Genomic DNA, 26,066 nt, shown 5'->3' with positions numbered 1-26,066 from the left:
ACCGGCAAGCGTTACTTCGAGGCGACCTTCTTCTTGATGAACAGCGCCGGCAACACCACCGTGGCCACGGCGGTGACCAGCCAGACCACCACCGTGGCGGCGATCCAGGAGCCGATGCCGCGGATGCTGAGGCCGTGGGTGAGCGCCGAGGCCAGGACCAGCGCGATCAGGGTGGAGACCAACCCGATGCCACCCAGGAATGCCGACGCGTAGCGGCTGGCCATCTTGAGGAAGAACGGCGACAGGATCGCCTGTGCGACGGCGAAGATCACCACCGCGGTGATGAAGCCCCACGCCGACACCGAGACCCCGGGAACCAGCCAGGCGGCGACGAGCAACCCGATGGCCGATGAGCCCAGGAAGATCGCTATGCGCAGCAGAAAGCGGATCATGGGGTGAGCGTATCCGCGCCGGGCCTGCCTGTGGCCCCTGATTGGCGTCTGTGCCTGCAGCGTGTGCGACCATATTGCGGCGCAGATGCGCCCGGGGGCGGTAGCTCAGTTGGTCAGAGCCGGGGACTCATAATCCCTTGGTCGCGGGTTCGAGCCCCGCCCGCCCCACTCAACAGCCTCTCCGACATCGAGATTGATGGTGTTTCGGTAACGGTTTCGGAAAGTCTTCGACCGTTATGACAAATGTTCTGCGTGAAGTGTGCCTTCGCTGTTTCCCTGGATTTATCCATTACGGGTCAACACACCGTGACCAGATGTGCCGGCGCAGAAATGGGGGAACGACGAATGCGCATTGCGATCACCACGGTCACCATCGTCGCTGCTTGCGCCCTTGCCGCGGGCTGCGGTCAATCAACGGAACAAGCGGCGGAGAATACGCCGACCACGCCGATGATCACGTCGTTTCCTCCGACGCCACTGAGGCAGAAAACGCTGCCCCGATTGTTGCTTTCGGCAGAACAGATCAACGCGGTATTGGCCGCAGGGGGAATGGCCGTCACGGGTACCGACTCGCAAATGTCTGACGACAGCCGGACGATGGCACCCCGCGAGTGCCTCGCGGTCGACGGTGCCGCACAGGCGCCCGTGTATGCCGACAGTGGCTTCACCGACGAGCAAGAGGTGACGTTGGGGGAGCCGGACGTCCTCACTCACTACGCCAAGCAGGCGGTGGTTCGATTCGCGGACGCTGATCAGGCCAAGGCGTTCTATGACTCCTCGGTACAACAGTGGCCGGCGTGCAAGCGCTACACCCACACCCAGACCGGCACTCTGTGGGACGTGGGACCCATGTCCACCGAAGGTGGCGTGTTGAGCACGGTGACAACCCAGTCCAACGCCAAGGCAGGCGGGTGGGCTTGCGGTCGGGCGTTGACCGCGAACAACAACATCGTGGTCGACGTCAACACCTGCAGCGCCAACCCGGCCGATTCGGCTGTCAAGATCGTCAAACAGATCTCCGCGCGGATCGATGCACCGCCTATTGTTTCGTGATTCCCTGCCGGGGTGCGTCATTCGCGTGCTGAGTTGGCCCGATCTGCTGAAATCAGTTGTGTATCAATATGTACGGCCCATATGACCGTCGGCGGGGAATCGCGGCACAGTTCTGGGCAGGGCGTACTAGAACCAGACCTTTCGCCCGCCGACCGGACGTCCGACGGCTCCGAGGATCCACAGGATGATCCCGATCACCAGGAGGATGCCGCCGATCGTGTACAGGATCGAGATGCCGGCGAAGTAGCCGATCAACAGAAGAATGATGCCGAGCACGATCATGGTCAATCCGTTCGACGTAGGAAACCTCTCGGGTCTGTCGCCCGAAGTAATTGCCAAATTCGTCGATTTTCAAACGTGCAGCCCCGCCAGCCCAGAGCCGTGCGCCGAATTCCGAGGTCAACCCCCATCTTTGGGCGATAGCATCCTCGACCATGGCGAATCTGCACCGGCGGACGGTGTTGCTCGGAGCGGGAGCGTTGGTCGGACTGGCCGGGGTAACGGCCGTCGGTACCGGACAGACTCACGCCGAGCCTGCGCCCAGTGACGTCGACCTTGCGCTGTTGCGGCGCACTTTCGCCTTGGCGCAGGACGCCCGGCGGAGCGGCAGCGCGCCCTACGGTGCGCTGGTCGCCGATGCCGACGGCATGGCGGTTGTCGAGCGCGCCAACACATCGGCACTGACTGATGGTGACCCGACCCAGCACGCTGAGCTGACGGCCTCCGCGGAGGCATGGCGTGTATTGGGCACCGATGCGATGAATCACGCGACTCTGTATGCCAGCACCGAGCCGTGTGTCATGTGCTCCGGGGCCGCCTACTGGACGGGGGTCGGCAGGGTCGTCTATGGCCTGTCGGTGGGTCGCCTGTTCGAGTTCACGGGCGACAACCCGAAGCAGGGCTCGTTCGCGCTGCCATGCCGGGACATTCTTCTGCACGGCCAGCGTGAGATCACGGTGATCGGACCGCTGATCGAAGATGAAGCGGCACAACCCCATGAGGGTTATTGGCATTAGCGCCAGGCCTCGTTGTCATGCCGGTGGCGGTGCGGGCGGTGGCGGCGGAGGAGGCGGGGCCGGCAGGGTTATCGGTGGCAGCCCGGGGATCTCGATGACGTTGGGCGGCGGGGGAGGCCCCAGCTCATTGAGCATTGGTGGCGGCGGAATGTCGGGGCCGGGAACATAGACCGGCGGCGGCGGAGGCACATAGCCAGTGCTGGTGTTGATCGTGATGATCGAGCCGGGAATGGTCCTGCCGCTCGGCGTTGTCCCGACCACCGAACCCTTGGTCGCGTCGTTGTTGACGGGCGTGGGTTTGTCGGCGACGCGGAAACCGGCGTCCAGCAAGCGCTTACGCGCGTCATCGAACTTCATTCCGGTCACACTCGGCACTTCGCCGCCGGGGCCGCCGTCCACATAGCGCGGATCGGTAGGAGGCAGGGCCACGGGGCCGAAGTCGTCGGCGATGGGACTCATTGCGGCATACCAGGTCAAAGCCGGCTCCGTACCGCCGAACAGGGTGCCGTCACCGCATTTGCGCAAGGGGTACGAGCACAGCCCCGACGGGTTCGAGGAGTCATCGAAGACGTAGTTCGCGGCCGCGTACCGATTGGTGAAACCGACGAAGCCCGATGACCGGTGGGCCTCGGTGGTGCCGGTCTTCCCGGACATCGGCAGTTTCCAGCCGACCGAACTCGCTGCGCCGGCGGCGGTTCCGCTCGAGTGATCCTTGGCCAGCGCGTTGGCCAACGTGTTGGCAAGGCCTTCGGGTACCGCCCGGTCACAGGGGACGGTCTGCACACCCACCTCGCGGCCGTTCCGATCGAAGATCTTGTCGATCGGGTTCGGTGGGCACCAGGTGCCGCCGGAGGCAAGCGTCGCCCCGACATTCGCCAGCTCGAGTGCGTTCAGCTCGAGTGGACCGAGGGTGAAGGATCCGATGTTCTGCCGCTTGACGAAATCGGCGATGCTCTCGTTGGAGTCGGGGTTGTAATCGCGGGCACTGCCCGGTTCGGCATAGGACCGCAATCCCAATCGGACTGCCATGTCCACCGCACGCGGCACCCCGATCTGTGAGATGAGTTTGGCGAACGCGGTATTGGGCGATTGCGCGAGGGCGTCGGTGACACTCAGCGGGCTCTTGAAGCCGTGCGCGTTGCGAACACACCAGGTTTCCTTGGGGCAACCGGGGGTGTCGCTGCTTCCCAGGCCCTTGCCCATGAATGTTCCGGGGACATCGAGTTGAGCGTTGATGCCCATTCCCATATCGAGAGCGGCGGCCGTGGTGAAGATCTTGAATATCGACCCGGCGCCGTCACCGGCCAGCGAAAAGGGTTGCGGCTGCACGGTCTGGTTGGCATCGAGGTTGAGTCCGTACGTGCGGCTGTCGCCCATCGCGATCACCCGGTGGGTGTCCTTGCCCGGCGTGATCACGCTCATCACGCTCGCGACCCCGGGGGCGTTGGGGTCTGCATACTTCAGGATGGCCGCATTGACACTGTCCTGAACCTTGGGATTCAGCGTGGTGCGGATCAGATACCCGTTGCGCGCGACGTCCTGCATGGTCAGGCCGGCGCGCGCCAGGTAATTCAGGACGTACTCGCAGAAGAAGGCGCGGTCGCCCGCGGCGATGCAGCCCTGCGGAAGCGGGTCGGCCTGGGGGAGCACACCCAGCGGCGTCGCCTTCGCGGCGCGCAGCTCTTCGGCCCGGTCCGGCAGATAGTCGATCAGGGTGTCGAGCACGAGGTTGCGCCGGGCGAGGGCGCCGTCCGGGTTGGTGTAGGGGTTCAGCGCGCTGGTGGACCGCACCACACCGGCCAACAGGGCGGCCTGCGGCCACGTGAGGTCCGCGGCATCGACACCGAAGTAGGTGCGCGCCGCGTCCTGAACCCCGAAGGCGCCGTTGCCGAACGACACGAGGTTCAGATACCGGGCCAAGATCTCCCCCTTCGGGAGGGTCTTGTCCATCGCCAGCGCTATCCGGATCTCCCGGAGCTTGCGGGCGGGGCTGACCTCGACTGCCGCCCGCCGCTCGGCATCGGTTCTCGCCTTGACCAGCAGGTTGTAGTTCTTGACGTACTGCTGCTCGATCGTCGACCCGCCGCGCACATCGTCGATTCCCCGCATGTAACCGAAGAGCCCGTTCAGTGTTCCCTGGACGTCCACCCCGCTGTGCTCGGCGAAGCGCTTGTCTTCCACCGACACGATCGCCAGCTTCATGGTGTCGGCGATCCGATCGATGGGCACCACCCACCGACGCTGTTCGTAGAGCCATGCGATCGGCTGGCCCGAGGCGTCGACCATCGTGGTGACGATCGGCGCGTCCCCTTTGAGAACTTCCGCGGAATCCTGTGCCACCGTGTCGGATAGCCGCGCCGTCATGATCCCGATACCGCCGACGACGGGGAACATCAACACCGCCGCGAGCAATCCGGCCAGCACACAGTGCATGGCCAGCTTGGCAACCGTGGACCGCGAACCCGCGGGCGGGCCGGACATGCCCTCTAGCGTAAAGCCGTCACCGGTCAGCGATGTGGAAATCGCACGCAACACGTTGGCGGCGTGTGGATTTCAGTAACCCCAGAAAGTCAACTTGTGTGCCGCAGGCCAAGGTCAGCTCGCTGCCTCGGTGCGTCGGCAGCCCGTTGCGCAACTGGCGCCGAAGGGCGTCGCTAACGATCGCCGCGACTGCAGTTGGGATTCGCCGGCTTGGCGGGCCAGGTGCACACGTCGATGTAGGTGGTGTTGGCATATCCACCGCCGTCGAACACGCCGTAGGCGTCGCCGTGCGTGCCGGTGTAGGTCGCCCCACCGCCCCCGCCGCCGCTGGAGGAGATGATCGTGGTGAGGGCCCAGCCCTTGCCCTGCAGCGCGTTCTTGTACCCGGTCATCACGGCATCGGGCGTGCCGTTGACCTGGTAATGCAGGTGAATTCCGCCGTCGGCGATGTCGTCGGGCCCTTTGGTCTGCTGGACGTCGGCCGGGGTTGGCAACAGCGACGTCAGTGATTCCCCGCTTGCAGCCGCGGTGGTGGTGACAGTGGTGGTCGGGGGCGCTGTCGTGGTCGTGGCCTCGGCCTTCTCGGTCACCGGGCTGCACGCGGTGGCGGCCAGGCCGATCGCCATTGCCCCCATCAGGCAGGTTGTGGTGTGCTTCGTCATCGGCATCCCCGTTCGTCTTGCCGCACGGTACCAACGCGGGCAAAGGCGGTTGGACGATATTGGTGCGACAAATGCCCACGTAGTTCCGATTGCAAATACGTGTCGTGCCTGTTGCCGCAACCGTCGGCCCCGATAGCCCGACTATCTGTTTGATTGCCGTTACCCGGGTGTCGGCTGTCGGGCAAACGCTGGTTCATATGGGGCTTCAACCATGTGTGGGCTCGACGGAGACGATGGCGATGACGATACGGAGACATGGATGACTCGCAGGCGGTACGTGGTGACGGCGTTGGTGTGTACGGCAGCTCTGGCTGCGGCCTGCAGCGGAAGCAAGAACGACAACGCGTCCCTTCCGGTGCTGGACCCCGCCGCGAAAGGCACCCTCTCCGAGCACGGCGGCGCCACCCGGGCCGGCGACGATCGCGCCGCACTCATCGCCGACTCCATCAAGAACACCGGCGCCAAGAACGTCATCCTGCTGATCGGTGACGGTATGGGCGACTCGGAGATCACCGTGGCCCGCAATTACGCCCACGGCGCCGGCGGTGCCTTCCCAGGGCTGGACGCGTTCCCGTTGACCGGGCAGTACACCCACTACTCCCTGGACAAGAACGGCAAGCCGACCTACGTGACCGACTCGGCCGCCAGCGGATCGGCCTGGGCCACCGGCACCAAGACCTATAACGGCGCGATCGCGGTGGACATCCACGGCAAGGAGCAGAAGACCCTGCTCCAGCTGGCGAAGGAGTCCGGCAAGGCCACCGGCGACATCACCACCTCCGAGATCCAGGACGCCACCCCCGCGGTCCAGCTCGCCCACGTCACCGGGCGGAAGTGCTACGGGCCCGACGAGACCACCGAGAAGTGTCCGACCAACGCGCTGGAGAAGGGTGGCAACGGCTCGATCACCGAGCAGCTGCTGGCAACGCGTGCCGACGTGGTGATGGGCGGCGGCGCCGAAACCTTCGCCCAGGTCGCCAAAGCCGGTGATTACCAAGGCAAGACGTTGGAAGTTCAGGCCAAGGAGCGCGGCTTCGCCATCGTGCGCACCGCCGACGAACTCGACAAGGCGAACACGGCGGACCAGGATGCCCCGCTGCTCGGCCTGTTCGCCGAGGGCAACATGCCGACCCGCTGGAGCGGACCGGTTGCCGGCAAGGGCGGCTATCTGGAGCCTGCCGTCGAGTGCAAGGACAATGCGGACCGCGGCGCATCGGTGCCCACGCTGGCGGCCATGACCAAGAAGTCCATCGATCTGCTCAAGGGTGACGAGGACGGATTCTTCCTGCAGGTCGAGGGCGCCTCGATCGACAAGCAGGACCATGCCGCCAACCCGTGCGGGCAGATCGGCGAGACCGTCGACCTCGACGAGGCCGCCAAGGTGGCCCTCGACTTCGCCAGGGAAAACAAGGACACCCTGGTCATCGTCACCGCCGACCATGCCCACAGCAGCCAGATCGTGGAGTCCATGAGCGTGGAGGACGTCCGTGACGCGGCCGCCGAGGCCAAGCTGCCCTTCGAGGTCACCCGCGACGCCATCTACCCGGGCCTGACACGGGTGCTGCGCAGCAAGGACGGTCAGGACCTGACCGTCTCCTACGGCACGTCGGACAACCTCGACGCGATGGACCAGGGCCACACCGGATCCCAGCTGCGCATTGCTGCCTACGGCCCCGGCGCGGCGAACATCGTCGGCTTGAGTGATCAGACGGACCTGTTCTTCACGATGACCCGGGCGCTGGGGCTGAAGGAGAACTGACCTGCCGCGAGCGCGGCAGACTCTCACAGCTGCTGCCTGGCAAAGACCAAGCCACGCCATAGGGTGCGATTTGTGACGGTGTCGTGGCCCAAATGTGACCGTTGCAGACCAGTGTTTCCCAAGTGACTCAAGTGCAACAAATGCACTCACGTCAGATCGGGGAGGCCATCATGTCTGCGTCAACCACATTGGGCCGGCTACTCGGGTATGCGGCGTTGAGCGCCGTCGGTGCGCTGGCGGTCCTGACGGTGAGCAACGGATTGGCGGCGGCCACGCCTCGGACGCCGCTGCCCACCGACGACCAGGCACCCGCGGTGCCGTTCGATCCCGGTGCGTTGGTCAATGCCATCGACGACTACGCATCGCTGCTGTCGATCCTGACCGGAGGCAAGAGTGCTCAGCCCGGTCTCGGAGGGCCGGCCGCCGTCCAACCACCGACCGGCCTCGTCGAACAACCGACCGGTGCCTATCCGATGATCCCCGGGGTACCAATGCTTCCCGGGGAGCCGTGAACCCAATGCGCCCACGAACCGTGTATCCGACACAGCCAAGAACGATCAATCAGCGGAACGGAGCGAACCGCCGTGGACATCAGTCGAACAGTTGACACCCGCACCGCGCGGATCGCCCTCTCGCTGATCCGGTGCCCCATCAAGAGCCGGCGTTATCCCGCCAGGCAGGAGCGCTTGGTCACCCCACAGGAAGCGGCGCTGCTCACCCGGTGACTCAGGACGGCGCCGCCAGACCGTCCCGGTCCATGGTCAAGCCGCCGCCGGCGGCGGTACATCAGCCGGCTGCCAGTTTCACGATCTGGCCGAATCCGCTGTTGTCGATGACGTACACATTGCCGGCACCGTCCACGGCGACGTCAGTGGGGGAGTTGAGTCCGGCCGCAGGTACCTCGGTCGGCTCGGTGGTCCCGGCCGCGACTTTCAGGATCCGCTTGTTGACTGCGTCGGTGAGGTACACGTCACCGGTTGCATCGACCGCGAGGGCATCGTCGAGGCCGCCGACCGACAGCGTGCTCTGCTCGTCGGTCCTGGCCGCCAATTTCACTACCCGGTCCGCACTGGGATCGGCGACGAAGACGTCGCCCGCACCGTCGACCGCGACGGCGCCGGGCCAGGTGAGGTCGGTGAACGGCAGCTTCGACTGTTCGTTCGCTGCAGTCAATTTGAGGACACCCCGGCCAGAATCGGTGACATAGACGGTCCCTGCCTTGTCGACCGCCAAATACCGGGGATTGTCGAGGCCCTTGAACGGCACCACGGTCTGCTCGTCGGTCGTGGCGTCGAGACGCACCACCCGGTGGTTCTGGAAATCGGCGACGTAGACGTTGCCGTCGCTGTCGACCGCGATACCCCCTGGGCTCTGAATGCCGTTGAACCCCAGGACGGTTTGATCCTGCGATCCGGCGGCCAGCTTCACCACCCGGTGCCCGCGCGTATCGGACACGTACACATCGCCCGCGCTGTCGGCGGCCAGGCTGCCGGGATAGGTCAGGCCGGTGAACGGCAGCACCGATTGCCTCGACGGCGGAGTCGGTGCGGGCGCCGCAGAAGGGGAGCCCGTGACGACCGTGAACGGCAGGTCGGCCCGGCCGAGTTGGACGAGCGGCTTCGGGGTTACCGCCACAGCCTGAACGCCGCCCTTGCCTGCGGTCATCGATTTGTCCAGGGCGACCCGATATTTCAGGGTCAGGTCCGCACCCTTGGGCAGCGCGCGCACGTTAGTGAACAGCGCGAGATAGTCCATGCCCGTGGTGATCCCCGGGTGCTCCAACGCGATCCATGTGTCGGTGGCCGGGTCGAAACGCTCGATGGTGCCTGCGGGTATCCCGTTGGGTGAGGTGGCGCAACTGCACCGTTCCAGGACCACCACCACACCCACCTCGGGGTAGTCGACGGCAGAGTTGTTGCACAAATCGACCTCGACCTCGGTGGGTGCCGCGCCAGGGACGATCGTGGCGGTGGGCAAGCCCTTCAGCGCCACCGAGATCCGGCCGATCGGCGGAACCGGTTCAAGGGTCTCGGCGCTGGGGATCGGCGCAGATTCCGGGTTGACCTCGCAGGCGCGGGCCTGTGCCGTGGGCGCCGGTGCGGTGACGACGGCGGTGCCCAGGGTGGGTGTCGTCGGTCCCGTCCCTGTGGTGCTGGTGGTACACGCGGCGAGGGCGGCTGCCGCGAACGCCGACGAGATCAACGCGACCGCCTGTAGCCCGTCGCGGCGTCCGGTCCTGCTCATGCGTGAAGCAAAAGGTGGTGCGGCGGTGACCGATCCCAACTTCGGTCGACGTCGGGCACAGCGCGACGGCCGGTGTGGGCTTGGCAGTGTGGTCATATCAGTGACCTCTGCAGGTTGCTGGGCAGTGAATCCGGGCTGATTGGACCACAGGGTCAGGCCGCTTGACGACGAGATGCCGAAAAGCAGGTAGTCAGGCGGCGGGCACTGCGTCCTGGGCAACTCGCTCGGCGTCGTAGGTGTTGATGGCGACGCTGTCGAGGATCGCGTGTAGTTGCTCTGCCTGCGCGTGCGGGGTGAGTTCGGTCGAGCGGTAGATGCGCCCGGCGGCGCGCGCCTGCCGGCGGACGTGGCGCGTGCGGTCCATGCGTAGGTCTTCGTAGTGCCGCAGTCGCGCGCCGAGTTCGCCGGGCTGGGCGTCACGTAAGACGACGGCCAACGTCATCGCATCTTCGATGGCCTGGTTGGCGCCCTGCCCGAGGTGTGGCGTGACGGCATGGGCACTGTCGCCCAGCAGGGTGATCCGCTCTGAGGACCACCGGTCCAGCGGTTCACGGTCGTAGATGCCCCAGCGGAACGTGGAATCCATCGCCTCGATGATCGCCGGCACCTTCGGGTCCCACCCCCGGTACGCGGCGGCGAGTTCGGCGACATCGCCAGGTGCGGTCCAGGATTCGGTGACGGTGAGATTGGTGGGTACGAACGCCACGATGTTGAGGAGGTCGCCGGCCGACACCGGGTAGGCCAGGAAGCTCTGGCGGGGCCCCAGCCACATCGAGCTGGCATTCATGTCGACGACGCCGTGCAGCCGGTCGGCGGGAATCAGCCCGCGGTAGGCCATGATTCCCTCGCCCACGGGGGCGGCTGCGCGCGTCACCTTGTCCTGGAGGCGAGAGTGGATTCCGTCGGCGCCGACCAGCAGGTCCGCGTCGACCGTTGTGCCGTCGGAGAATTCGACACGGATCCCGTCGCCGTGTTCGGTGGCCCCGACGCACGAGCGACCCAGTTGCAGGGCGTCGGCGGGTAGCGCGTCGGCCAGCACCTTCTGGAACTCGCCGCGGTGCAGACACCAGGTGCGGGCCGGGTCCCCGAAGCCGAGGGTCGACGGTTCACCGGCGATCGGCTCGGCCCGCCAGGTACGGAACTGGTAGTGCGTGACCGGCCCGGCGATCGCGGCCACTGCATCTCCTACGCCAAGCTTGTTCAGGATGCGCGATCCGTTCGTCGCGATCGAGACCCCCGCGCCGAGTGCCTTGAGCTCGTGTGCCTGTTCGTACACGGTCGCGTCGATTCCGTTGGCACGCAGGGCAATCGCGGCGGTCAACCCGCCGATGCCGGCACCCACGACGGCAACTCGAAGCCCGGTCATGAGTTCCTCCTCAATCCGCAATAAATGTACCAATCGGTACGCTATTGACTATAAATGTACCGATCGATACAGTCAAGGGGTGGCCAGGACTCCCGATCCCGTCAAGCGTGAAGAGCTGCTGAACGGTGTCGTGGGCTATCTCGAACAGCACGGCATCGGCGAGATGTCGCTGGCGCCGATGGCCGAGGCCCTGGGTACGAGCAAGCGCATGCTGCTGTACTACTTCGGTGACCGGGCCGAACTGCTGGCCCAGGCCCTGGACGCGAGCCGTCCACAGCTGGGGGAGATGTTCTCCCGTGTCACCACTGCAGACGAATTCGTGGAGGCGGCACGGACCTTGTGGCGGGAACTGACCCGGGGCGGTGAACGTCGCAACGTGCGCCTGCTGCTACAGGTCCTCAGCCTGGCGGTCACGGACCCCAAGACTTATGGCGAGGCCGCCCGAAACGCGGTGGAGGTGATGATCGCCCCGATCGCGCAAGCGCTGTCCGTGATCGGGTATCCGACCGACAACGCCTGTGCGCGTGCCACATTGGTGGTCTCTGGCCTACGCGGACTGTGCCAGGACGCGCTGGTCACGGAGGACAGGTCGCGGGTCGATGCGGCCGCCGAAATGTTGATCATCGCGGCCGTCGCCGGCTAGACCTACCCGCCGATACCCAATGCGGCGGATCACTGCTTGATACTGACTGCAATCCGCCGCTTAGATGCCTATGCAGCGCGGTCGAGTCGAGTGAACTCGCACCCAGGCCCGCATGGGCGGCCGGCTACCGCGATCCCGTGCCGCTGCAGGATCTCAGCGATCTTGGTCGCGGTCTGGCACGGCCGGTCGAAGACCTGCCCATAGGAAAGCCTGACCGTCGAACGGCCGTCGACCGCGGCATCCAGGTCCCGCTCGAAATCCGCATCCCGCAGCGTCGCCGAATCGTGAAACACCCTGCCGTCAAGCTCGACGACGAGCCGTTCACCGTATTCCGCGTCGCGATAGCAGACGCCGAGCGATGATATCGACCGCTTCTGCCGTGTAGCTCGCGGCAGACCGTGCGGCCGCTCGACCCGAGCAAGAAAACCATGTTCGAGAACCGAACACGTACCGTCGGCGATGTCGAGCAGCACCGCCCGCAACCAGCGGCGCCGTCGGAGCCGACCGCGAGAATCGAGAGTTTTCAGCAGCCGCCGAGCAGTGGTGCGCCGAGATTGGCAGGCGTTGGCCAAGACGGCGATGACCTCAAGTTCCGACGCCGCGCGGCCCGCGACGTCGAGTGCGGCTTCCTCGTACCGCATCCGCGGCGGACCCACGTTCCACAGCACGCGATTGTCAACGTGGGCGACACGGTGAATGCGGACGCCGACCGGCTCAGCCAATGTCGACCGTTGCCGCTCGACGGCGACATGGATCGGCGACGTCTGCACCCCCAGCGCCGATTCGAAGCACAGGGCGGCCGGGGCCGCGTAAAGCACTGCGGCCCAAGCCCGCTGTATCCAGGTCAGCGGACCGGTGTGTTCGACATAAACGCCAGCGTGCACCCGCGCCCACTCATTGCGTCTGAGCAATCGTCGGATTTCGTGCTCAGCCAGGCCCGCATCCAACGCCTGCCGACGCGAGATCACCCCACCCTGCTGCCGAAGAGCTTCACCGACATCCACAGAATCGATGCTCGTCGACCGGCGCGATGGTCACCAGAGCCATTCGGCGATCTGTGGATAACCACCTAGGCGGCGGATCACTGCTTGATACTGACTGCAATCCGCCGCATTGACGACTCGGCGTCAATTGTCAGACACCCTAGGTGTTCGATCGTTCCATCGCCCGCGCCACCACACCCCGGGCCGGGCGCTGGCGCACCAGCTGCGGCCACCAGAACCAGCGGCCCATCAACGCCGCGATCGACGGCGTCATGAACGACCGGATCACCAGGGTGTCGAACAGCAGGCCCAGTCCGATCGTCGAACCGACCTGGGCCACCACGATCATCTCGCTGACCACCATCGACATCATGGTGAAGGCGAACACCAGGCCGGCCGCGGTCACCACCGACCCGCTGCCTCCCATGGCCCGGATGATGCCGGTGTTGATACCGGCGGGCAGTTCCTCTTTGAGGCGCGCCACCAACAGCAGGTTGTAGTCCGCGCCGACGGCCAACAGCACGATCACCGCCATCGCCATCACCATGAAGTGCAGTTCGATCCCGATCAGGTGTTGCCACACCAGGATTGACAAGCCGAACGATGTTCCCAGGGAGACCAGCACCGTGCCCACGATCACCGCTGCCGCCACCAGGCTGCGCGTGATGATCAGCATGATGATGAAGATCAGGCACATCGCCGAGATCCCGGCGATGATCAGGTCGTAGTTGTTGCCTTCCTGCATGTCCTTGAAGGCCGAGGCAGTGCCGCCCATGTAGATCTTGGACCCCTCCCACGGGGTGTTCTTCATGGCTTCCTTGGCGGCCAGCTTGATCCCGTCGATGAGCCCGATGCCTTCGGGCGTCAGCGGATCACCCGCGTGGGAGATGATGAAGCGCACCGCTTTTCCGTCGGGGGAGATGAAGCTCTTCATGCCCCGCTTGAAGTCGGCGTTGTTGAAGATCTCCGGCGGCAGATAGAAGGTGTCGTCGTTCTTGGAGTCGTTGAATGCCGTACCCATGGCGGTCTGGTTCTCCTGCATCTCCGCCATCTGATCCTGCAGACCCTTCTGGGTCTGATACATGGTCAGCATCATGGTCTTCATGTTCCGCATGATCTCGATCTGCGGCTGCATCATCGTCGCCATCTGCGGCATGAGTTCGTCGAGCCGGTGCATGTCGGGCATCAGTTGCTGGATGCTCTCGGTCATGGTGTCGACACCGTCCAGGCCGTCGAACACCGAGCGCATCGACGAGCAGACCGGGATGTTGTAGCAGTGCGGTTCCCAGTACAGGTAATTGCGCAGCGGCCGCAGGAAATCGTCGAAATCGGAGATGTGGTCCCGCAATTCGGCGACGTCGACCACCATCGTGTCCATCTTGCCCACCATGCTGTGGGTGATGCCGCTCATCTCCTGCATCAGCACGATCATCTGATCCATCGTGTTGATGGTCTTCTGCATCTCGTCGGCCTGCAGCAGCATGTCGTCGGCACGGTCGGTGAGGTACTTGCGGTTCATGGTCTGCATGACCCCGCCCATGCTCATCTGGGCCGGAATGGTGCTGAATTCCAGCGGCTCACCCTGCGGGCGGGTGATGGCCTGCACGCTGCCTACGCCGGAGACCTCGAAGATGCGTTTGGCGATCCTGTCGATCACCAGGAAATCCGCCGAATTGCGTATGTCGTGGTCGGTTTCGATGAGCACCAACTCGGGATTCATCTTTGCCGCCGAGAAGTGCCGGTCTGCCGCGGCGTAGCCCTCCTGGGCGGGTAGATCGGTGGGCAGATAGTTGCGGTCGTTGTAGTTGGTCCGGTAGCCCGGCAGCGTGAGCAGGCCGACCAGCGACAGCAGGATGGTGCCCAGCAGTACCGGGCCCGGCCAGCGGACCACGAAGGCGCCCAGTCGCCGCCAGAAGCGGATGCGCATGGCGCGTTTGGGCTCGAGCACCTTGCCGAACCGGCTGGCCACCGTGATGATCGCCGGGCCCAGCGTGAGTGCCGCCACAACCGTCACCGTCATGCCGACGGCCATCGGAATGCCGAGGGTCTGGAAGTACGGCAGCCGGGTGAAATGCAGACACAGCGTTGCGCCGGCGATCGTCATGCCGGAACCGAGCACCACGTGGGCGGTGCCGTGAAACATCGTGTAATACGCCTGTTCTCGGTCCTCACCGACACTGCGGGCTTCCTGATATCGGCCGATCAGGAAGATCGCGTAGTCGGTGGCCGCGGCGATCGCGAGCGTGATCAGAAGCTGCGTCGCGAAGGTCGAGAGGCCGATCAGGTTGTGGTAGCCCAGGAACGCGACGAAGCCGCGGGCGGCGGAGAGTTCGATCACCACCATCGCCAGCACCAGGATCACCGTGATGATCGACCGGTACACCAGCAGCAGCATCGTGATGATGACCACGAAGGTGACGCCTTCGATGATCTTGACGCTGCGGTCGCCGGAGATCTGCTGATCGGCGGCCAGGGCGGTGGGTCCGGTGACGTACACCTTGAGCCCGGGCGGCGGAGACAGGTTGGCGATCAGCTGCTGGACCGCCTCCACCGATTCGTTGGCCAGCGCCTCGCCCATGTTGCCGGCCATGTAGACCTGCACATAGGCGGCCTTGCCGTCATTGCTCTGGGCGCCGGCCTCGGTGAGCGGGTCGCCCCAGAAATCCTGGACGTGTTCGACGTGCTTCTTGTCGGCTTCCAGCCGGTCGACCATGTCGTTGTAGAACCGGTGCGCGTCGTCGCCGAGCTTGTCCTCGGCCTCCAGCACGATCATCGCGGAGCTATCGGAGTGGAACTCGTCGAACACCTTGCCGACGCGCTTCATCGCGATCACCGACGGTGCCTCGTCTGGGCTCATCGACACCGAGCGCATCTGACCCACCACCTCGAGCGGGGGGACGCTGACGCTCAGAAACGCGAGGAGTGCGATCCAGCCGACAATCACCGGAACGGCGAATCGACGGATCCATCGAGCAATCCCCGTGTGGGGAGCTCTGGAATCGGCCATCAGGAACCCTTGGTGGTCGGTGGGTGAGCACAATGCAGAGGTCGGCCTAGTGCGAAGGCTTACCTTACTACGTGGTGTCGTTCCCCCCGTCTTACCAGACCGGGGACGGCGACGGGCGGCCAGATATCTCCAGCAGGCGTTACACGCCGACCGGTTCGATGTCGTCGACGCGGCCCAGTCGCCACTGTCCCTCGCCGAGCAGTTCCAGGTGCGTGTTGTGGTGGCGATGAACGGTGGAGCGGTGGGTGACGCTGACCAACACCGTGTCGGGCAATTCGCGGCGGATCAGGCTGTAGATCATGAATTCCAGCGGCTCGTCGAGCGCCGAGGTGGCCTCGTCGAGGAACACCACCTTGGGTTTGGTCAGCAGCACCCGGGCGAATGCCACGCGCTGCTGTTCGCCGGGGGAGAGCACCTTGGCCCAGTCACCGTCCTCGTCGAGCCGACCGACATAGCGCGGTAGGGCGACCGCGAGCAGGGCATCCTGCAGTGCCTTGTCGGGCAGGTCGCCGGGCTGGTGGGGGTAGGACACCACGGTCCGCAGATCGCCCAACGGAACGTAGGGCACCTGCGACAGATACAGCGTCTTGTTGGCCCCCTGTGGGCACCGCACCGTGCCCGAGGCGTACGGCCACAGCTGGGCGATGCTGCGCAAAAGCGTGGTCTTGCCGGTGCCCGACTTGCCGGTGATGATCATCGCCTCGCCGGCGGCCAGGGACAGGCTGAGATCGTCGATCAACTGCTCGCCCGCCGGGTTGCGTACCTCGACGTCGCCGAGTTCGACCAGGCTGTCGGTATCCGCGGCGAGTTCTGCGACATCCAACTTGGGCAACGCGCGGCTCTGCTCATCGGCGGTGACCAGTCCGTGCAGGCGGATGATCGAGGCGCGGTAGCCGGCGAACGTGTCATAGGAATTGCGGAAGAACGACAACGCATCCTGGATCGCACCGAAGGCGGCCACCGACTGATTGACCGTTCCGAGCTGGATCTGGCCGGTGAACAACCGCGGGGCCTGCAGGGCCCACGGCAGCGGGATGATGATGTGGCTCATCGACAGGTTCCACCCGGTGAACACCATGGTGCGGTTGACGAAGTGTTTGTAGTTGGTGACGACAGCGGAGAACCGTTCCCGCAGCTGTGACCGCTCGACCTTCTCGCCGCGGTACAGCGCGACCGACTCGGCCGCGTCGCGCAGGCGCACCAACGCGTAACGGAATGCGGCGTTGAACTTTTCGTTGTTGAACGACAGCCGGATCAGCGGACGGCCGAGCGCGAAGGCGATCACGGTGGCGAATGCGACGTAGACGAACACCGACCAGAACATCGCGCGCGGTATCTGGAGTCCGAAGATGCTGAGGTCACCCGAGAGGTTCCACAGGATCGAGGTGAACGAGACGACCGAGACGATCGAGGAGATGGCACCGAAGGGCAGCGTGCCGTTGCTGGTCTGGTGCGGGGTGTTGGGCTGCGGGCCGGACAGGGCGGTGAATACGTCGATGTCGGACTGGATGCGCTGATCGGGGTTGTCGATGGTCTGGTCGATGAACCGGGACCGGTAGTAGGCACGGCCGTCGAGCCAGTCGCCGGTGAGCCGGTCGGTCAGCCAGGTCCGCCAGGCCAGCATGAAACGCTGCGTCATGAACAGGTCGACCAGCACCCGGGTGACCAGAATTGCGGCCAGCACCGAAAAGGTGAGCAGTGCGATCCAAAAGCCCCTGATGCCAGAGACTCTCACCTCGTCGTTGCCGGTGGCCCAGCCCTGCACCGCCACCTGAGCCGCGGAGTACAGATCATTGCTCTGGTAGCTGAACAACACCGCCAGTCGCACACCGATGATCACCGACAGCAGCATCGCGGCCAATGTCAGCCACGGCTTGAGGCTGTGGCGCCCGGTGAAATAGGCGCTGGTGACGGTCCAGAACTGTCGGCCCCACGTGCTGTAGCGGGCGAGCAGGATCAGCACCGCCAGGGTGCACACCGCCGTGATGGTCCAGGCCTGCGCCAGCCACCACAGGGAGTGCAGTAGCTCGGAACTCCAATCGATCGAGGGCGAGAACGGTTTGACGTCATTCACCGGGATCCCTCCTGAGGTGCCGACGGACCTGCCGGCTGGATTTCCAGACGCGCCTGCGTGGAAGCTACCGCAGCCGGTCCGTCCGGCCTCAGTGCAACACCGAGAGCGCGCTCACCACTTCGCCTGTGGTCACGATCGAGCTTGCGTAGTTCGGCAGGTTCACCTCGAGGGCGGCGCACCCACGTGACGGCCGCAAGACCGGGATGTTTCGGCGCCGGTGCGGCCGCTGTACGTCTCTACAGTCCGCGACCGCGCGACTGTAGGGCCAACCCGGGATTGCCGTATTGGGATGCCGCACGCCGGAGCTCATGTCCATACTTCGGTGTCTTGGTGGCGGCGAAAGGTGGTACATATGGCGTCTGGCAGCCAAATAGATTCTGCGCCAGTAGAATTGAAGCGCGAGTTCTCGCTGTGGTCGGCGTTCGCGTTTGCGTTCGCGTTCATCTCTCCCATCGTTGCCATGTACGGGATCTACGGTCTGTCGCTGTCGACCGCCGGCCCCGGTTTCTGGTGGACGTTCGTCATCGTCGGCGCGGGCCAGTTCATCGTGGCGCTGGCCTTCGCCGAACTGGTGTCACGGTGGCCGTTCGAAGGTTCGATCTACCAGTGGACCAAGCGCCTGGCGGGCGAGATCGCCGGGTGGTTCGCCGGCTGGGTCTACATGTGGGCACTGGTCATCATCATGGCCACCGTGGCCTACGGCGGCGCCGGATTTCTGGCGGAGCTGATCGGGATCGGAAGCCCGAGTGCGGTACAGCAGAGCTTCATCGCGCTGCTGATCCTGCTCGCCGGCACCGGCGCCAACATCGCGGGCCGCATCTTCTTGAAGACACTCATGTTGGGCAGCATCGTCGCCGAGATCGTGGCCTCGATAGGGCTGGGCACCTACCTGCTTCTGTTTCATCGCCACCACGGTCTCGACGTGATCCTGCAGGGGATCGACCTCGGCAGTGGTTGGTCATGGGCCTATATCTCGGGGCCCTTCCTGGCTGCGCTGGGGTTCACCAGCTGGTCCATCCTGGGCTTCGAAAGCGCCGGTGCGATCGCCGAAGAGGTCAAGGAACCGCAGCGCAACGTGCCCAAGGCGATGCTGTTCTCGGTGTCCTTCATCGCCATCGTCATCGCCTATGCGTCGTTGGCCGTCACGCTGGCGGTGCCGGATTTCAGCAAGATCAGCTCCGGTGAGGTCTCCGATCCGGTGACGTATGTACTTGGTGCTGCGCTGGGCGAATCCTGGGTCAAGCCGATTCTGCTGGCTTTCGTGATCGGATTTCTGGCGAGCTTCCTGGCCCTGCAGGCCTCGGCTTCCCGGGTCATCTGGGCCTTCGCGCGGGACCGGGTGCTGCCGGGCTCACGAGTGCTGTCCAAGTTGTCCAAGGCAGAGGCCCAACCGGTCAGTGCGATCCTGGTCACCACGGTGATCGGCGCCGTCGTCTACCTCATCTCTGCCACCGATGTCTACTCCGTGCTGGTGACCTTCACCGCCGGTGGTTACTACTTGGCATTTCTGTTCCCGCTGGTGACGGGGTTGGTGGCGCGGTTGCGGGGCAAATGGGTACCGGGGCCGTGGCACCTGGGCAAGCTCAGCACGCCGGTGGCACTGCTGGCGACGCTGTGGGCGGGATTCGCCTTCCTCAACATTGTTTGGCCGCGCACCGTGTCCGACTCCTGGTACATCAACTGGGCGTTCTTCGTGGCGATGGGCGTGATCCTGGCACTGGGCAGCGTCATCGTGAAGACCCGAAAGGTGGGGCAGCCCAAGACCGGTGAGCCCGCAGCAGTCGCAACCGAACTGACCAAGGAGCCGGTGTGAACGCCGACAAACCCGTGGCCGTGGTGACCGGTGCCGGCAGCGGCATCGGGGCGGCGATCGCGGCGCTGCTGCGCGATCGGGGCTGGACCGTTGCGTCCATCTCGCGGGAACCCGCGCACGACACCGACCTGTGGCTCGTCGCCGACGTCGCCGACGAGGACGCCGTCACCGAGGCGGTCGCCCAGGTGCACAACGCATTCGGCCGGATCGATGCCGCGGTCATATGTGCAGGGCACTACGCGGAGACCCCGGCCCTGGACATCGAGCAGCCCGCCTGGGAGCGGATGCTGCGGGTGCACGTAGGTGGTCTGGCCCACGTGTGCCGGGCCGTCCTGCCGGACATGCGGCGACGGGGCAGCGGGCGCATCGTCGGCATCGCCTCGGAACGCGCCATCGGCGGGGGCAGCAATGACGCCCACTACGCCGCGGCCAAAGGCGCGGCGCTGAGCCTGCTGCGCAGCATCGCCGTGGAGGTCGCCGCCGACGGGGTCCGGGTCAACGCCGTGGCACCCGGGCCGTGCGACACCCCGCTGCTGGAAGCCGAATCATGGGAACGCGCCGAGGAATTCGTCTCGACCCTGCCGGCCCGGCGCATCGCGCTGCCCACCGAGGTCGCCGAACTGGTCCGCGGCCTGCTGGAGGAGGACCTGTTCCTGTGCGGAGAAGTGTTGTCGGTCAACAGCGGAACGGTGATATGACGATGACCGAGATCGATCGGGTACTGATCACAGGCGTCGACACCAGGCTCGGCGCCGCGGTGCGGGATCATTTCGCCGGACGAGGTGCACTGACGGTGGGAACGGTCAGCGCAGACGGTGTTGCCGCGCCTGGGGAAATCACGGTCAAGGCCGATCCGGTGGACCGATCCGAGGTGAGTGACGCGGTGGCCAAGGCCGCCGCACACATGGGGGGAATCGATGTGCTGGTTGTGGCGCACGGCCTGCCCGTGGTGGCGCCGCTCGCCGACCAGTCGATGGCCGAATTCTGGGCGCATGTCGACGCCACCCTGACCGGCAGCTTCCTGTACGCGCAGGCCGCCGCGGATCACATGCGGCACAGCGGGACCGGCGGACGCATCGTGCTGACCAACTCGCGCTGGCATGTCGGCGGAGACGGCCTGGCCGCGGTCGCCACGGCGGCCGGAGGGATCGTCGCGCTCACCAAATCACTGACCCGTGACTTCGGTGGCTTCGGGGTCGGAGTGAACGCCGTCGCCCTCGGTGCCCTGGATTCGGAATGGTCGGTCTGTGACGGCGCCGGCGGGCAGCCGCCGGGCGGGCGGACCGGCACCGTCGAGCAGGCAGCCGCGGTCATTGGACTGTTGAGCCAGCGTCAACTCGGTGCGGCCGTGGGACAGATCGTCAATGTCGATGGCGGGTTGTCCCGAAATCGTGTTTAAGAAAGGCAATCAATGAACCAAGCAATACCCGGGGACAACGCCCGCGACGCGATCGTGGGCCCGGCGGACCCCCAAGTGCAGCCGCGCTACGCCGGGTGGACGACCTTCGCCCGGCTGCCCCGCCTGTCAGATGTGGCACGGGCCGACGTCGTGGTGGTGGGCGTGCCGTTCGACAGCGCTGTGACCTACCGGCCCGGAGCCCGGTTCGGCCCCAACGCGATTCGTCAAGGATCCCGCCTCATCCGTGGCTACAACCCCGAGCTCGACATCAAACCGTTCGAGGTCTGCCAGTTCGCCGACGCCGGCGACATCGCGTGCAACCCGTTCGACATCGGCGAGGCGGTTGACCAGATCGCAGCGCAGCTGACCGAACTTCAGGCCGAGGGAACGCGTGCGGTGATCCTCGGCGGCGATCACTCGGTGGCGCTGCCGTCGTTGCGCGCGGTCCACGCGGTGCACGGCCCGGTGGCGCTGGTGCATTTCGACGCGCACCTGGACACCTGGGACAGCTATTACGGGGCCGACATCACCCATGGCTCACCGTTCCGGCGAGCCTTCGAGGAAGGCCTGTTGCTCGATCGCAGCCTGCACGTCGGGGTGCGCGGATCCATCTATGACAAGCAGGATCTGGTCGAGGACGCGAACTTCGGCTTCTCCGTGATCACCTGCAAGCAGATCGGCGCGCTCGGAACCGACGGCATCATCCAGCGCATCCGTGAGCGGGTGGGAGACGCGCCGGTGTATGTCTCGGTCGACATCGACGTGCTCGACCCGGCGCATGCGCCGGGCACCGGCACGCCCGAGGCCGGCGGCATGACCAGCCGTGAACTGCTCGAGATCGTGCGCGGGCTGGACAGCGTGAACCTGGTCGGCGTCGACGTGGTGGAAGTGTCACCGGCCTACGACCATGCCGAGATCACCGCGATCGCCGCCGCCAACGTCACCTGGGAATTCCTGTCCGTATTCGGAAGAAAGGCTCGATCATGAACCCCTTGACGCCTGCCGGACCGGTGTCCTGGCCGGAGGGAAAGCGTTGCGCCGTCGCATTCACCTTCGACGTGGATGCCGAATCTCCGCTGTTGACCACCGATCCGGCGTTCGCCGACCGGATGGGCGCGATGTCGCACCAGGCCTACGGTCCGCTGGTCGGGGTTCCCCGCCTGCTGTCGATACTCGACGAATTGCAGGTTCCGGCAACGTTCTTCGTGCCCGGCTACACCGCGCACCGGCACCCGGAGCCGATCCGGTCGATCGCGGCGGCCGGGCACGAGATCGCCCACCACGGCTACCTGCACGAGTCGCTGGTCGGCGTCGACGAGCAGACCGAGCGCGAGATCCTGGACCGCGGGTTGCGGGCGCTGCAGGACGTGGTCGGGGTGACACCGGTCGGCTATCGCGCGCCGATGTGGGAGATGAACTGGCACACACCGAAACTGCTCGCCGAGTTCGGCTTCCTCTACGACTCCACCCTGATGGATTCCGATCACCCGTACGAGCTGGCCGTCGATGACCAGTCCGCGCTGGTGGAACTCCCGGTGAGCTGGGCGCTGGACGATTGGCAGCAGTACTGCTTCGTTCCCGATTTCTCCGGGACCGGCCTGATCGAGACCCCGGCCAAGGCCATCGAGCTGTGGCGCGCCGAACTCGACGCGATGCGTGATGTCGGCGGTGCCTGGATCCTGACCAACCACCCGTTCCTCAGCGGACGTCCGGGCCGCGCGGCGGCGTTGCGCGAGTTCATCGCCGAAGTGTGTGCCATGGACGACGTCTGGGTCGCGGGCATGGCCGAGATCGCCGGATATGTCCGCGAACAGGCGTTGACGCCGCGCACTCTGACCCGCCCCGAGCTGAACATCCCCGCCGAACCTTAAGGAGAATTCCCGATGAAACGCGAAGCCCTCACCCCGGACAAGCTGCGCGAGGCCTACCAGCATGTGTGGTTCGTGGTGGCCCGGTCCCAGGACATCGACACCCCGCAGTCTGCCACCCTGCTCGACCACAAGCTGGTGGTGTTCCGTGATTCCACCGGTGCGGCCCGGGTGACCGACCGGCGCTGCATCCACCGGGGCGGCAACCTGGCCGACGGCAAGGTCGTCGGCGACAGCATCGCCTGCCCGTACCACGGGTGGCGGTTCGACGGGCAGAGTGGGCAGTGCAGTCACATCCCGTCTCTGGCCGAGGGACAACGGATTCCGCCGAAGGCGGAGATCAAGTCCTATCCGGTGATCGAGCGATTCGAACACGTCTGGACGTGCCTGGGCGACCCGGTGTTCGACTTGCCACATCCGCCTGAGATCGGCGGCCTGGAGCTGGAATGGCGTGCGGCGGAGCCCATTCACGCCGAGTGCGGATTCATGGCGGCCACCGAGAACTTCCGGGACATGGCGCATTTCCCGTTCGTGCATGCGCCGTCGATGGGCGAGGTCAACCCGGTGGTGGACGAGCTGGCCGTCAAGCGTGACGGTCGTGAGGTGTGGGCGTCCTACTTCTACCCGGGGGTGCCCGATTCGGACTTCTCCGATGTCGGCGATGCCTGGATGCACTACCACTCCTACGCGCCGGGAATCGCGACCATCCTGTACGACTTCGGCGAGCCGCTCGGCAAGCGGTATCTGGTGGATTTCCCGTCGCCGGTCAGCTACGACAAGTGCATCATCTTCTGGGGTGTGGCCACCGACAAGGATTTCCGCGGCGGAACTGTCGACGAGATCCTGGAGATCGAGACGAAGGTCTTCAACGAGGACACCCCGGTGCTCGAAGGTCTTGAACCCAAGGAGGTTCCGCTTGCCGGGCAGGCGTTCGAGGTGTCGGCGCCGGCCGACATCTACACGCTGAACTACCGGCGCGCGACCCAGCATGCGGTGCAGACGATTCAGCAGGAGCGGGACCTCATCGCGGCGCAGACCGAGGTTCCCGCCGAAAACGGCCACGCCCGCGTCTGAGCCGACACCAGGTATGAAACTTCACGTCATTCAACTGCGGCTGGAAGCCACCGAGGTGATCTCGGTGGTGCTCGCCAGCCCCACCGGCGACCGGCTGCCCGCATGGGCAGCCGGTGCGCACATCCCCATCACATTGCCGTCCGGACGCGTCCGGCAGTACTCCCTGTGCGGTCCGCGCGACGATCCGTACCGGTACACCATCGCGGTGCTGCGGGTCGCCGACGGCCGCGGCGGTTCCCGCGAGGTGCACGAGATGCTGCGTATCGGCGACGTGGTCGAGGTCGGGGTGCCCCAGAACGCCTTCGCGCTGAGCCCGGCGCCGCGGTACGTCTTCATCGCCGGCGGTATCGGGATAACCCCGATCGCGGCGATGATCGATGAGCTTCGCAGCGCCCCGGGCAGTCCCGAGTTCACGCTGATCTACGGGGGCCGCAGCCGGGCCGCCATGGCCTTTGCCGACCGCCTGGCCGGCATCGACGGGGTGTCGCTGATTCCGCAGGACGAGATGGGGCTGCCCGACATCGCCGGCGTGTTCGCCGACAGTCCGGCCGGGACCCATGTCTACTGCTGCGGCCCGGCGCCCATGCTGGCTGCCGTCGCCGACCTCAGCACCGGCTACCCGGATGTTGAACTGCACGTCGAGCGGTTCGCAGCAACCGCGGCGCCCGCCGGAGGGTTCGGTAACGGCGCCTTCGAGGTGGAGCTGGCCCGCACCGGTGCCACGGTGGTGGTCCCGCCGAACAAGAGCGTGCTGGAGGCGGTTCTCGATGCGGCCCCCGACACCGCGTTCTCGTGCACGAGTGGATTCTGCGGAACGTGTGAGACCAAGGTGCTCGCCGGCGAGGTCGACCATCGCGATGACCTGCTCACCGAGGCCGAGCGGGCGGCCAACACCTCGATGATGATCTGCGTATCCCGCTCTCTCGGCGGAAAGATCACGCTCGACCTGTGAGGACGCGTTCATGGCTCTAAACTCCGCTGCCATGAGCGTGCCCGCAGGAGTGTTCCGATGTCCGTCGATGACCAGCTAGCGGACGAGGACAGCATGACCTTAGAGGCGACACCCCACGATGGCACCGTGCTGCTCAGGGAATTGCTGGCCCAGCCGAGCCTGCATGTCGACACTTTGACGCCGATTCGCGATCTCGACCGGCCGATCCGCTATGTGTATCCCACCGAACTCGTCGACCCATCGCAGTACCTGTCGGGGGAGGAGTTGATCCTCAGCATCGGGGTACCCGTAGCCGATCAGCCGGACGATTCGATCCGGCGCTACGTCGAGACCCTGAGCCGGCGGCGTGTCACTGCGCTGCTGGTCGGGCTGGGGGATCTGTTCGACGAACCGCCCGCAGCCCTGGTGAAGGCCTGCGTCGACTTGGACCTGCCATTGCTGGCCCAGCATGCCGCGGTGCCCTTCCGGCGGATCGTGGACTGGGCCGATTCCATGAGAATCGCCGATCGGGAGGTCGGAACGCGCGAGCGGGACCTGGGTTCGATACTGCGCTGGTTCATGGCAGGCACCCTGGGAGTCGGGCCGGTCGAGACTGCCCTCGCCGAATGTGGTCTGGCCGGAACCCCGGTAGCGGTGTGCGCGTTCACCACGGATGTCCACACCCGGGTGCACGAGCTCGTCGACCGGCATGCGGGTGCAATCGCGATACTCGATGACCGCATCGTGGCGCTGTGCCCCCATTCCGAACAGTTCGCTGCCGAACTGGCGGCCTCTGATCTGGTGTGCGGAGTCGCCATCGCCCCGGACGCCCAGTCCATGGTGTACGCGATTCCCGAGGCGCTCGAAGCGCTGCGTGAAGGTATCCGCTGGCGGCGCTCGGTGCACATCGAGGAGATCGCCACGCTGGACGGACTGCTGGCGGCGGTACCGAAAGTTCGTCTCGTGCCGTTCGTCCACCGGCTGTTGGTGCCGTTGGTCGACCACGACAAGCTGAACAACGGCTACCTTGTTCCGTCCCTGGAAGCTTTTCTGGCACCGGGCAACGACATCTCGACAGCCGCAAGCCAGCTGTACGTGCATGTGAACACGTTGCGCAACCGATTGGCCAAGATCGCCGAGCTCACCGGTGCCAACCCGCTCGATGAAACCGACCGGACCAATTTCCGGATTGCGTTGTGGGCGGCGCGGAACATGGGCATGGGCGTCGCTGACGCGGCTAAGCCGGTGCACGACAAGGTGATCCAGCTCGGGCGAGCGCCGCATACTCGGCCGTGAACTCG

General features: G+C 65.5%; 23 protein-coding genes and 1 tRNA gene. 15 read left to right on the top strand and 9 right to left on the bottom strand.

The genetic code is table 11. The features are described 5' to 3' along the window. Window positions 1-11: 11 nt before the first annotated feature. Complete coding sequence (locus tag EYZ64_RS20100; RefSeq protein WP_167857893.1) at window positions 12-392, bottom strand: phage holin family protein; 381 nt, start codon at window positions 390-392, stop codon at window positions 12-14. 94 nt (window positions 393-486) lie between these two features. Between EYZ64_RS20100 and EYZ64_RS20095 the strand changes: the two genes are divergently transcribed. Together EYZ64_RS20095 and EYZ64_RS20090 are read left to right on the top strand one after the other, a co-directional pair. Next, a tRNA-Ile gene (locus tag EYZ64_RS20095) sits at window positions 487-560 on the top strand. Between the two features lie 75 nt (window positions 561-635). Continuing rightward, a complete protein-coding gene (locus tag EYZ64_RS20090) occupies window positions 636-1,445 on the top strand; it encodes a sensor domain-containing protein (RefSeq protein ID WP_353653685.1) in 810 nt (269 codons plus the stop codon). A 126-nt stretch (window positions 1,446-1,571) separates the two neighbouring features. On the opposite strand, the gene EYZ64_RS20085 is transcribed toward EYZ64_RS20090, so the two are convergent. Continuing rightward, complete coding sequence (locus EYZ64_RS20085; protein WP_090431476.1) at window positions 1,572-1,727, bottom strand: hypothetical protein; 156 nt, start codon at window positions 1,725-1,727, stop codon at window positions 1,572-1,574. 152 nt (window positions 1,728-1,879) lie between these two features. Between EYZ64_RS20085 and EYZ64_RS20080 the strand changes: the two genes are divergently transcribed. Further along, window positions 1,880-2,461, top strand: coding sequence for a nucleoside deaminase (locus tag EYZ64_RS20080; protein ID WP_135456044.1), 582 nt, complete (start codon window positions 1,880-1,882; stop codon window positions 2,459-2,461). A gap of 15 nt (window positions 2,462-2,476) precedes the next feature. Here the strand turns inward: EYZ64_RS20080 and ponA2 are convergent, their stop codons facing one another. Then, complete coding sequence (gene ponA2 / locus EYZ64_RS20075) at window positions 2,477-4,942, bottom strand: transglycosylase/D,D-transpeptidase PonA2 (protein ID WP_167857891.1); 2,466 nt, start codon at window positions 4,940-4,942, stop codon at window positions 2,477-2,479. A gap of 173 nt (window positions 4,943-5,115) precedes the next feature. Then, complete coding sequence (locus EYZ64_RS20070; RefSeq protein ID WP_286175071.1) at window positions 5,116-5,604, bottom strand: hypothetical protein; 489 nt, start codon at window positions 5,602-5,604, stop codon at window positions 5,116-5,118. Between the two features lie 259 nt (window positions 5,605-5,863). Between EYZ64_RS20070 and phoA the strand changes: the two genes are divergently transcribed. The 3 genes from phoA to EYZ64_RS32090 all read left to right on the top strand — a co-directional run bounded on the left by phoA (window position 5,864) and on the right by EYZ64_RS32090 (window position 8,088). Next, on the top strand, window positions 5,864-7,363 hold the full coding sequence (phoA, locus tag EYZ64_RS20065) for an alkaline phosphatase (RefSeq protein WP_135456040.1): 1,500 nt from the start codon (window positions 5,864-5,866) through the stop codon (window positions 7,361-7,363). Window positions 7,364-7,533: 170 nt separating this feature from the next. Beyond that, window positions 7,534-7,875 carry a hypothetical protein gene (locus EYZ64_RS20060; protein WP_135456038.1) on the top strand — a complete coding sequence of 114 codons (342 nt, stop codon included), beginning with the start codon at window positions 7,534-7,536 and terminating at the stop codon, window positions 7,873-7,875. 72 nt (window positions 7,876-7,947) lie between these two features. Beyond that, the gene (locus EYZ64_RS32090) at window positions 7,948-8,088 is read left to right on the top strand and encodes a hypothetical protein (protein WP_167857646.1); all 141 of its coding nucleotides are present in this window, start codon (window positions 7,948-7,950) and stop codon (window positions 8,086-8,088) included. Window positions 8,089-8,149: 61 nt separating this feature from the next. Here EYZ64_RS32090 and EYZ64_RS20055 read toward each other — a convergent pair whose 3' ends face one another. Further along, window positions 8,150-9,607 (bottom strand): NHL repeat-containing protein, encoded by a 1,458-nt coding sequence (locus tag EYZ64_RS20055; RefSeq protein WP_167857890.1) that lies wholly within the window; start codon window positions 9,605-9,607, stop codon window positions 8,150-8,152. 190 nt (window positions 9,608-9,797) lie between these two features. Further along, window positions 9,798-10,973 (bottom strand): FAD-dependent monooxygenase, encoded by a 1,176-nt coding sequence (locus EYZ64_RS20050; RefSeq protein WP_135456034.1) that lies wholly within the window; start codon window positions 10,971-10,973, stop codon window positions 9,798-9,800. A gap of 79 nt (window positions 10,974-11,052) precedes the next feature. On the opposite strand from EYZ64_RS20050, the gene EYZ64_RS20045 reads away from it, so the two are divergent. Further along, entirely contained in the window at window positions 11,053-11,616 is a 564-nt protein-coding gene (locus EYZ64_RS20045) for a TetR family transcriptional regulator (RefSeq protein ID WP_135456032.1), read from the top strand. 68 nt (window positions 11,617-11,684) lie between these two features. On the opposite strand, the gene EYZ64_RS20040 is transcribed toward EYZ64_RS20045, so the two are convergent. The 3 genes from EYZ64_RS20040 to EYZ64_RS20030 form a co-directional block, all read right to left on the bottom strand. After that, complete coding sequence (locus EYZ64_RS20040) at window positions 11,685-12,620, bottom strand: type IV toxin-antitoxin system AbiEi family antitoxin domain-containing protein (RefSeq protein WP_135456030.1); 936 nt, start codon at window positions 12,618-12,620, stop codon at window positions 11,685-11,687. A gap of 139 nt (window positions 12,621-12,759) precedes the next feature. Beyond that, window positions 12,760-15,606: an MMPL/RND family transporter gene (locus EYZ64_RS20035; protein WP_135456029.1), complete on the bottom strand. Its 2,847-nt coding sequence runs from the start codon at window positions 15,604-15,606 to the stop codon at window positions 12,760-12,762. A 139-nt stretch (window positions 15,607-15,745) separates the two neighbouring features. After that, on the bottom strand, window positions 15,746-17,680 hold the full coding sequence (locus EYZ64_RS20030) for an ABC transporter ATP-binding protein/permease (RefSeq protein ID WP_135456027.1): 1,935 nt from the start codon (window positions 17,678-17,680) through the stop codon (window positions 15,746-15,748). A gap of 352 nt (window positions 17,681-18,032) precedes the next feature. On the opposite strand from EYZ64_RS20030, the gene EYZ64_RS20020 reads away from it, so the two are divergent. The 8 genes from EYZ64_RS20020 (at window position 18,033) to EYZ64_RS19985 (ending at window position 26,061) form a co-directional block, all read left to right on the top strand. Next, window positions 18,033-19,493: an APC family permease gene (locus EYZ64_RS20020; RefSeq protein WP_135456025.1), complete on the top strand. Its 1,461-nt coding sequence runs from the start codon at window positions 18,033-18,035 to the stop codon at window positions 19,491-19,493. Next, on the top strand, window positions 19,490-20,191 hold the full coding sequence (locus EYZ64_RS20015; RefSeq protein ID WP_135456023.1) for an SDR family NAD(P)-dependent oxidoreductase: 702 nt from the start codon (window positions 19,490-19,492) through the stop codon (window positions 20,189-20,191). Before EYZ64_RS20020 ends, EYZ64_RS20015 begins: the two co-directional genes overlap by 4 nt. Before the next feature lie 2 nt (window positions 20,192-20,193). Further along, window positions 20,194-20,892, top strand: a complete 699-nt coding sequence (locus EYZ64_RS20010; protein ID WP_135456021.1) for an SDR family NAD(P)-dependent oxidoreductase — start codon at window positions 20,194-20,196, stop codon at window positions 20,890-20,892. A 12-nt stretch (window positions 20,893-20,904) separates the two neighbouring features. Beyond that, window positions 20,905-21,879 carry an agmatinase gene (gene speB / locus EYZ64_RS20005; RefSeq protein ID WP_502702979.1) on the top strand — a complete coding sequence of 325 codons (975 nt, stop codon included), beginning with the start codon at window positions 20,905-20,907 and terminating at the stop codon, window positions 21,877-21,879. Next, window positions 21,876-22,763: a polysaccharide deacetylase family protein gene (locus tag EYZ64_RS20000; RefSeq protein ID WP_135456020.1), complete on the top strand. Its 888-nt coding sequence runs from the start codon at window positions 21,876-21,878 to the stop codon at window positions 22,761-22,763. The genes speB and EYZ64_RS20000 overlap by 4 nt, the downstream gene beginning before the upstream one ends. A gap of 12 nt (window positions 22,764-22,775) precedes the next feature. After that, the gene (locus EYZ64_RS19995; RefSeq protein ID WP_044523370.1) at window positions 22,776-23,834 is read left to right on the top strand and encodes a Rieske 2Fe-2S domain-containing protein; all 1,059 of its coding nucleotides are present in this window, start codon (window positions 22,776-22,778) and stop codon (window positions 23,832-23,834) included. A gap of 13 nt (window positions 23,835-23,847) precedes the next feature. Beyond that, complete coding sequence (locus tag EYZ64_RS19990; RefSeq protein WP_135456018.1) at window positions 23,848-24,786, top strand: PDR/VanB family oxidoreductase; 939 nt, start codon at window positions 23,848-23,850, stop codon at window positions 24,784-24,786. Between the two features lie 93 nt (window positions 24,787-24,879). Beyond that, complete coding sequence (locus tag EYZ64_RS19985) at window positions 24,880-26,061, top strand: PucR family transcriptional regulator (protein ID WP_286175069.1); 1,182 nt, start codon at window positions 24,880-24,882, stop codon at window positions 26,059-26,061. The last annotated feature ends 5 nt before the right edge of the window (window positions 26,062-26,066 follow it).

It is taken from the genome of Mycobacterium sp. DL99 (assembly GCF_004762045.1).
GTDB lineage: Bacteria > Actinomycetota > Actinomycetes > Mycobacteriales > Mycobacteriaceae > Mycobacterium.
The sequence above is the reverse complement of the archived record's forward strand: the minus strand, read 5'-3'. Positions and strand labels throughout refer to the sequence as shown.

Excerpts from the sequence above, each read along its gene's own strand:
- EYZ64_RS20080 (WP_135456044.1), top strand. The coding sequence starts at position 1,880 with ATGGCGAATCTGCACCGGCGGACGGTGTTGCTCGGAGCGGGAGCGTTG.
- phoA (WP_135456040.1), top strand. The coding sequence starts at position 5,864 with ATGACTCGCAGGCGGTACGTGGTGACGGCGTTGGTGTGTACGGCAGCT.
- EYZ64_RS19995 (WP_044523370.1), top strand. The coding sequence starts at position 22,776 with ATGAAACGCGAAGCCCTCACCCCGGACAAGCTGCGCGAGGCCTACCAG.
- speB (WP_502702979.1), top strand. The coding sequence starts at position 20,905 with ATGAACCAAGCAATACCCGGGGACAACGCCCGCGACGCGATCGTGGGC.
- EYZ64_RS20050 (WP_135456034.1), bottom strand. The coding sequence starts at position 10,973 with ATGACCGGGCTTCGAGTTGCCGTCGTGGGTGCCGGCATCGGCGGGTTG.
- EYZ64_RS20020 (WP_135456025.1), top strand. The coding sequence starts at position 18,033 with ATGGCGTCTGGCAGCCAAATAGATTCTGCGCCAGTAGAATTGAAGCGC.
- EYZ64_RS19990 (WP_135456018.1), top strand. The coding sequence starts at position 23,848 with ATGAAACTTCACGTCATTCAACTGCGGCTGGAAGCCACCGAGGTGATC.
- EYZ64_RS20060 (WP_135456038.1), top strand. The coding sequence starts at position 7,534 with ATGTCTGCGTCAACCACATTGGGCCGGCTACTCGGGTATGCGGCGTTG.
- ponA2 (WP_167857891.1), bottom strand. The coding sequence starts at position 4,942 with ATGTCCGGCCCGCCCGCGGGTTCGCGGTCCACGGTTGCCAAGCTGGCC.
- EYZ64_RS19985 (WP_286175069.1), top strand. The coding sequence starts at position 24,880 with ATGACCTTAGAGGCGACACCCCACGATGGCACCGTGCTGCTCAGGGAA.
- EYZ64_RS20070 (WP_286175071.1), bottom strand. The coding sequence starts at position 5,604 with ATGACGAAGCACACCACAACCTGCCTGATGGGGGCAATGGCGATCGGC.
- EYZ64_RS20035 (WP_135456029.1), bottom strand. The coding sequence starts at position 15,606 with ATGGCCGATTCCAGAGCTCCCCACACGGGGATTGCTCGATGGATCCGT.
- EYZ64_RS20010 (WP_135456021.1), top strand. The coding sequence starts at position 20,194 with ATGACCGAGATCGATCGGGTACTGATCACAGGCGTCGACACCAGGCTC.
- EYZ64_RS20085 (WP_090431476.1), bottom strand. The coding sequence starts at position 1,727 with ATGATCGTGCTCGGCATCATTCTTCTGTTGATCGGCTACTTCGCCGGC.
- EYZ64_RS20100 (WP_167857893.1), bottom strand. The coding sequence starts at position 392 with ATGATCCGCTTTCTGCTGCGCATAGCGATCTTCCTGGGCTCATCGGCC.
- EYZ64_RS20000 (WP_135456020.1), top strand. The coding sequence starts at position 21,876 with ATGAACCCCTTGACGCCTGCCGGACCGGTGTCCTGGCCGGAGGGAAAG.
- EYZ64_RS20055 (WP_167857890.1), bottom strand. The coding sequence starts at position 9,607 with ATGAGCAGGACCGGACGCCGCGACGGGCTACAGGCGGTCGCGTTGATC.
- EYZ64_RS20090 (WP_353653685.1), top strand. The coding sequence starts at position 636 with ATGTTCTGCGTGAAGTGTGCCTTCGCTGTTTCCCTGGATTTATCCATT.